Below are 5,604 nucleotides of genomic sequence, written 5' to 3' on the forward strand. Positions count from 1 at the left end.
CCAGCGCCAGCATCAGCGCAAAGGCCGCCGCGCAAGGCCCGTAGGCCTCGTGACTGCCGGCAAGGGTGAGGCCGCCGCCCAGCGCTGCATCCAGCCGGCCACCGTCAAGGGCAAGCCGGGGCAGCGCAGGCCGGCGCGCCATGGCTGGCGGCGCAGGCAAGGTGTGGAACGGGCGAAGAGGCAGGGACACGGAACGACTCGCGGGACTTTGTTCCGCTTTTGTTCACGCCCTGGCGGATTGAGTCAAGTCAGGCGCGCCGCCGCCTCCCGCACCAGCAGGATGCGGTCCTGCCCAAAATACATGTCGTCGCCGCCCACATAGAAAGTCGGGCTGCCGAAGCCGCCCCGCGCGATCAGTTCATCGGTGTTGGCCCTGAGCTGGGCCTTCAGCTCCGGCGAATCGGCCGCTTCCAGCGCGCTCGCCGCATCCAGCCCCCCCGCCGACGCCGCTTCGGCCAGCACGTCCGGCTGGGAAATGTCGCGATCCTCGCCCCAGTAGATCTGGAAGATCCGGCGCGCGACCGGCTCGCAGGCGCCCGCCGCATCGGCCACCAGGCACAGCCGCATGGCGCGCGCGCTGTTCACCGGGAAGATGCTGGGCGTCCACTTGATGGCCAGGCCCGAACGCCGGATCCAGTCGTGCATGTCCTTGGTGTAATAGCGCGCCTTGGGCACCACCGGCTTGGCGCGCATTTCATAGACCGAAGGGTTCACCGTGTTGAACACGCCGCCCACCAGGAAGGGCCGCCAGCGGATCGCAAAGCCGTCTTGAGCCGCCGCCGCGACCAGCGCCTCGAAGCCCAGATAGGTCCATGGGGACGAGCAATCGAAGAAGAATTCCACCTGTGCCGTCATGCCCCTCTCCCCAACTGCCCCTTTGCGGTTACTGTGGCGCCATGATGCGTCGTTTCAAACCGGTCTTTTTGCTGGCGCCGCTGGCTGTCCTGCTGATCGCGGCAGCGCCCACCGAGCCGGGGTCCGGCCCGTCGCGCGAGCAGCAGCTGGCCGAGGCCGCGGCCATGGTCGACAATGGCAAGGCCGCCGAGGCGCTCGCCCTCCTCGATACGCTGCTCGCCGAAGCCGATCTGCCGGCCGACAAGGGCCAGATCCAGGGCCTGCGCAGCTTCGCGCTGGCCCGCACCGGCAAAATCATCGAGGCGCGGGCCGCCATCGAGTTCGCGGTCGATGCCTCCCTGAACCCTTCGCTGCTGCTGCTGCGCCAGCAGTTCGTGCTGCGCGCCATCACCGGCGACATACCGGCCGCCGCCCAGACGCTGCAGCTGGTGGCGGTGAGCAACGCGGACTGGCTGGAGGCGCTGCCAACGGAGCTGGTCGGCGAGGTGCTGCGCGGTGTGAGCGAGGAACAGCAGCGCTTCGATCTCGCTTTCACGCTGGTCACCGCCGGTTATGCGCCGCCCGATCAGACCGTCGGGCAAGGCGACGATCTGAAGCTGCAGGTGATCGCCGGACTCGCCCAGCGTGGCCGGCTGGACGAGGCCGCACCTGTCATTGCCAGCCTGCTCAATCCAGTCAGCCTGGTGCGGCTGGGCATCGACCGGCGCTATGCGGCGCTGTGGCCCTCGCTCGAACAACGGCTGGGGCCGGGCGCCGACACTGCGGACGCCGCCTTCATCGCCGCGGCCGAGGCCGAGCTCGCCAAGGCGCCGCAATCGCTGGTGGCGAGGAGCGGCGTTGCCGAGGCGCTCAACATCGCCAGCAAAGAGCCAGAGGCGCTGGCGCGCATCAAGGACATCGGCACCACGCCTGAAGCGCTGGCGAAGATGAGCGACCGCGAATTGTGGATCATCAACCAGAAGGCAGCGCTGATGGTCGACGCGGGCGACGTTGAAGGCGCGCTCGCTGCGCTGGATGCCGTTGTGGCGCTGCCCGGCGAGCCGCGCGCCAATGCGCTGGCCTTCCGCATCATCGCAGCCGACATGGCCGCCGAAGCCGGCCGCCACGACGAGGCGTTGCGCCGGGTGAAGGACGTGCCGGCCGCCAGCCTCAACGAATATGGCCGGGTGGCGCTGGCCGCCATCCAGGCCTGCGCGCTGGTCCGGTCCGGTAAGCCGGCCGAAGCCACCAGCGCCGCTGCCGCGCTGCCCGCCGGCTGGGTGAAAGATGGCAACAACCGCGCCACACAGGCTGCGCTGGCCTGCCTGGGGCGCACAGATGCCGCCGCCGCTATCCTAATCCGCCGGCTGGAGGACGCGGGCAGCCGCGACGATGCGCTGTTCGAACTGCAGCCGTTCCTGCTGGCCGACCGCCCCAATGCACCGGACCGCATGAGCAAGGTCGTGTTGCGCGCGCTGAAGGCCCGCGCCGACGTGAAGGCCGCCTTCCTGAAGTGGGGCCGCGATCTGCCGGCGGTGGTCAGCCCGCCACGCTGACCCTCAGCGCCGGAACCGGTCCCTCAATTCGAACTTCAGCACCTTGCCGGCCGGGTTGCGCGGCAGGGCAGGGACGATCTCCAGCCGGCTCGGCAGCTTGTAGCGGGCCAGCCGCTCAGTGGCCCAGGCGCGCAGGGCCTCGATGTCCAGGCTGGCGCCCGGCTTCAGCGCGGCCACCGCGGTGACGCTTTCGCCCCACTTGGGATCGGGCTCGCCGATGATCGCCACCTCTGCGATGGCGGGATGATCATAGAGCACGGCTTCCACCTCGGCCGGGTAGATATTCTCGCCGCCGCTGATGATCATGTCCTTCAGCCGGTCGCAGATATAGAGGAAGCCGTCCGCATCGAGATAGCCGATGTCCCCCGAATGGAACCAGCCTTCGGCATCGATGGCAGCGGCGGTGGCATCGGGCCGGTTCCAGTAACCGCGCATGATGTTGGGACCACGCATGATCACCTCGCCGCGCTCGCCCGGCCCCAGCGGCGTGCGGCCATCCTCGGCCACCACCCGCAGATCGACGAAGAACATCGGCTTGCCGGCCGAGCCCAGTTTGGCCAGCGCGAAATCGGGGCCGAGATAGGTGCCCGACGGGGCCGTTTCGGTGAGGCCATAGCCCTGGTTCAGAGGGATGCCCCGCTCGTTGTAGAGCCGCAGCAGCGGCTCCGGTACCGGCGCGCCGCCGCACATGATGACCCTGATGCTCGACAGGTCGGCGGCGGCGAAATCCGGGTGCTGGCTGATGAACAGCAGCATCGCCGGAACCGCGAAGCTGGTGGTGACGCGATACGCTGCCACGTCGGCGATGAATCGCGCGGGATCGAAGCTCTTGTGCAGCAGCACATGGCCGCCCCGCTGCCAGCAGGTGAGCGGCGTGACGTTGAGGCCGCCGATGTGAAACAGCGGCGCCATCACCAGCGAGACATCCTTCTCGCTGACATCGGCGCCCATCATGCCGTTGATGTTGGCCCACCAGAAATTGCCATGGGTGAGCATGGCGCCCTTGGGCCGCCCGGTGGTGCCCGATGTGTACATGATCACCGCCACGTCATCGTCGGCGGTGGCTTCCCCGGCAGCCAGTGGCGCGGCATCGCCCACGAAGTCGCTGATCGTCTGCCAGCCATCGGCCGGGCCATCCGCCGACAGGAATCGCCGGCAGCACAGGGACGCGCGCACCCCATCGATCACCGGCCGGTGCGGGCCATCCACCACCAGCGTGTGCACGCCGGCATCGTTGATGATGAAGTCCAGTTCCGGCCCGGTGAGCCGGAAATTCAAGGGCACGAAGATGGCGCCGAGCCGGGCGGCAGCGAACAGCAAATCGAAATAGACCGGCTGGTTGAAACCCAGAAAGCCGACCCGGTCACCCCGGCACACGCCGCCGGCCCTGAGCGCGCTGGCCAGCCGGTCGATGGCGTCGCCCATCTCGCGATAGCTGCGCGTGGCGCCTTCGAAGGTCAGCGCCGGCCGGTCCGGCGTCTGCACCACCCTTCGGCTGAACCAGCTGCCCAGCCCGATATCCGCTCCTGCCATTCCCGTGCCTCCCCAAGCCAGCGTCGCCCCTCTTTGGCAGCGGCAATGGCGCCGTCAATGGCAACGTTGGCTCAAGCGCCGAAGACGCGGGCGAAGATCGTGTCGACGTGGCGGAAGTGGTAATCGAGGTCGAACAGCGCCGCCAGCTCGGCGGCCGACAGGCGGGCGCTCACCTCGGGATCCTGCTGCAGCAGATCGAGCAGGTTCAGCGCGCCATCGGCTTCCCACACCTTCATGGCGTTCCGCTGCACCAGCCGATAGGCCTCGTCGCGAGTGACGCCGGCCTGGGTGAGCGCCAGGAGCACGCGCTGCGAATGGATGAGACCGCCCATGCGGTTGAGGTTCTTTTCCATCCGCTCAGGATAGACCAGCAGCTTGTCGATCACCTGGGTGAGGCGGTTCAGCGCGAAATCCAGCGTCACCGTGGCATCCGGGCCGATGTAGCGCTCCACCGACGAGTGCGAGATGTCACGCTCGTGCCAGAGCGCGACATTCTCCAGCGCCGGGGTGACAGCCGAGCGCACCATGCGGGCGAGGCCGGTGAGATTCTCGGTGAGCACCGGGTTGCGCTTGTGCGGCATGGCGCTTGAGCCCTTCTGGCCGGGGCTGAAATACTCCTCCGCCTCCAGCACCTCGGTGCGCTGCAGATGGCGCACTTCGGTGGCCAGCCGCTCGATGCTGCTGGCGATCACGCCCAGCGTGGCGAAGAACATGGCATGGCGGTCGCGCGGGATGACCTGGGTGGACACCGGCTCGACCGAGAGGCCGAGTTGTTTCGCGACATGCTCCTCCACGCGCGGATCGATGTTGGCGAAGGTGCCGACCGCGCCCGAAATCGCGCAGGTGGCGATGTCCGCCCGCGCCGCCACCAGCCGGGCGCGGCAACGGTCGAACTCGGCATGGGCCTGCGCCAGCTTGAGACCGAAGGTCGTCGGCTCGGCGTGGATGCCATGGCTGCGGCCCATGGTGGGGGTGAACTTGTGCTCCATCGCCCGGCGCCGGATGGCGGCGAGCAGCGCATCTAGGTCAGCGAGCAATATGTCGCCAGCGCGCGCCAGCTGCACGGCAAGGCAGGTGTCGAGCACATCGCTGCTGGTCATGCCCTGGTGCATGAAACGCGCTTCCGGCCCGACCTGGCTCGCCACCCAATCAAGGAAGGCGATGACATCATGCTTGGTCACGGCCTCGATTGCATCAATGGCGGCAACATCGATGGCGGGGCCCGTCGCCCACCAGTCCCACAGCGCCTTGGCCGCGCTCTGCGGAACGACGCCCAGATCGGCGAGCTTCTGGGTGGCATGGGCCTCGATCTCGAACCAGATGCGGAAGCGGGTGGCGGGTTCCCAGATGGCGACCATGTCGGGGCGGGCGTAACGCGGGATCATGTGGGGCCTTTCGTTTCGCGGCGCGCCTAGCATGACGATGCACACTTGCCTATCTCGGGGATGGTGAGTGTCTCGCTATCTCGTGTCCGCGTGATTCCCTTCCAGCACGGGCTGGGGGCGCTGGATTATCGCGTGCCGGCCGGGATGGCGCTCGCTCCCGGCGACGCGGTTGAGGTGCCGCTCGGCCCGCGCCGCATCACCGGCGTGGTGTGGGATGCAGAGAGGCTCGCGGCGCCCGATGTGCCAGACGATCGCCTGCGCCCCGTGGCGGCGCGGCTGGACCTGCCGCCGCTGGC

The 5,604-nt window shown here is 68.4% G+C and carries 5 protein-coding genes; 2 read left to right on the forward strand and 3 right to left on the reverse strand.

The genetic code is table 11. From position 1 onward, the window contains the following. Window positions 1–243 precede the first annotated feature (243 nt). Window positions 244–855, reverse strand: a complete 612-nt coding sequence (locus tag GJV64_RS10820; RefSeq protein ID WP_164157241.1) for a 2-hydroxychromene-2-carboxylate isomerase — start codon at window positions 853–855, stop codon at window positions 244–246. Between the two features lie 41 nt (window positions 856–896). Between GJV64_RS10820 and GJV64_RS10825 the strand changes: the two genes are divergently transcribed. Further along, a complete protein-coding gene (locus GJV64_RS10825; protein WP_164157242.1) occupies window positions 897–2,390 on the forward strand; it encodes a hypothetical protein in 1,494 nt (497 codons plus the stop codon). A 3-nt stretch (window positions 2,391–2,393) separates the two neighbouring features. Here the strand turns inward: GJV64_RS10825 and GJV64_RS10830 are convergent, their stop codons facing one another. Both GJV64_RS10830 and purB read right to left on the reverse strand, forming a co-directional pair. After that, window positions 2,394–3,923: an acyl-CoA synthetase gene (locus GJV64_RS10830; RefSeq protein ID WP_164157243.1), complete on the reverse strand. Its 1,530-nt coding sequence runs from the start codon at window positions 3,921–3,923 to the stop codon at window positions 2,394–2,396. A gap of 71 nt (window positions 3,924–3,994) precedes the next feature. Next, window positions 3,995–5,308 carry an adenylosuccinate lyase gene (gene purB / locus GJV64_RS10835; protein ID WP_164157244.1) on the reverse strand — a complete coding sequence of 438 codons (1,314 nt, stop codon included), beginning with the start codon at window positions 5,306–5,308 and terminating at the stop codon, window positions 3,995–3,997. Window positions 5,309–5,353: 45 nt separating this feature from the next. On the opposite strand from purB, the gene GJV64_RS10840 reads away from it, so the two are divergent. Further along, the coding region (locus tag GJV64_RS10840; RefSeq protein WP_456238857.1) for a primosomal protein N' family DNA-binding protein at window positions 5,354–5,604 on the forward strand (251 nt) is incomplete at its 3' end.

The sequence above is a fragment of the Sandarakinorhabdus rubra genome (genome assembly GCF_010994245.1).
GTDB classification, from domain to species: domain Bacteria; phylum Pseudomonadota; class Alphaproteobacteria; order Sphingomonadales; family Sphingomonadaceae; genus Sandarakinorhabdus; species Sandarakinorhabdus rubra.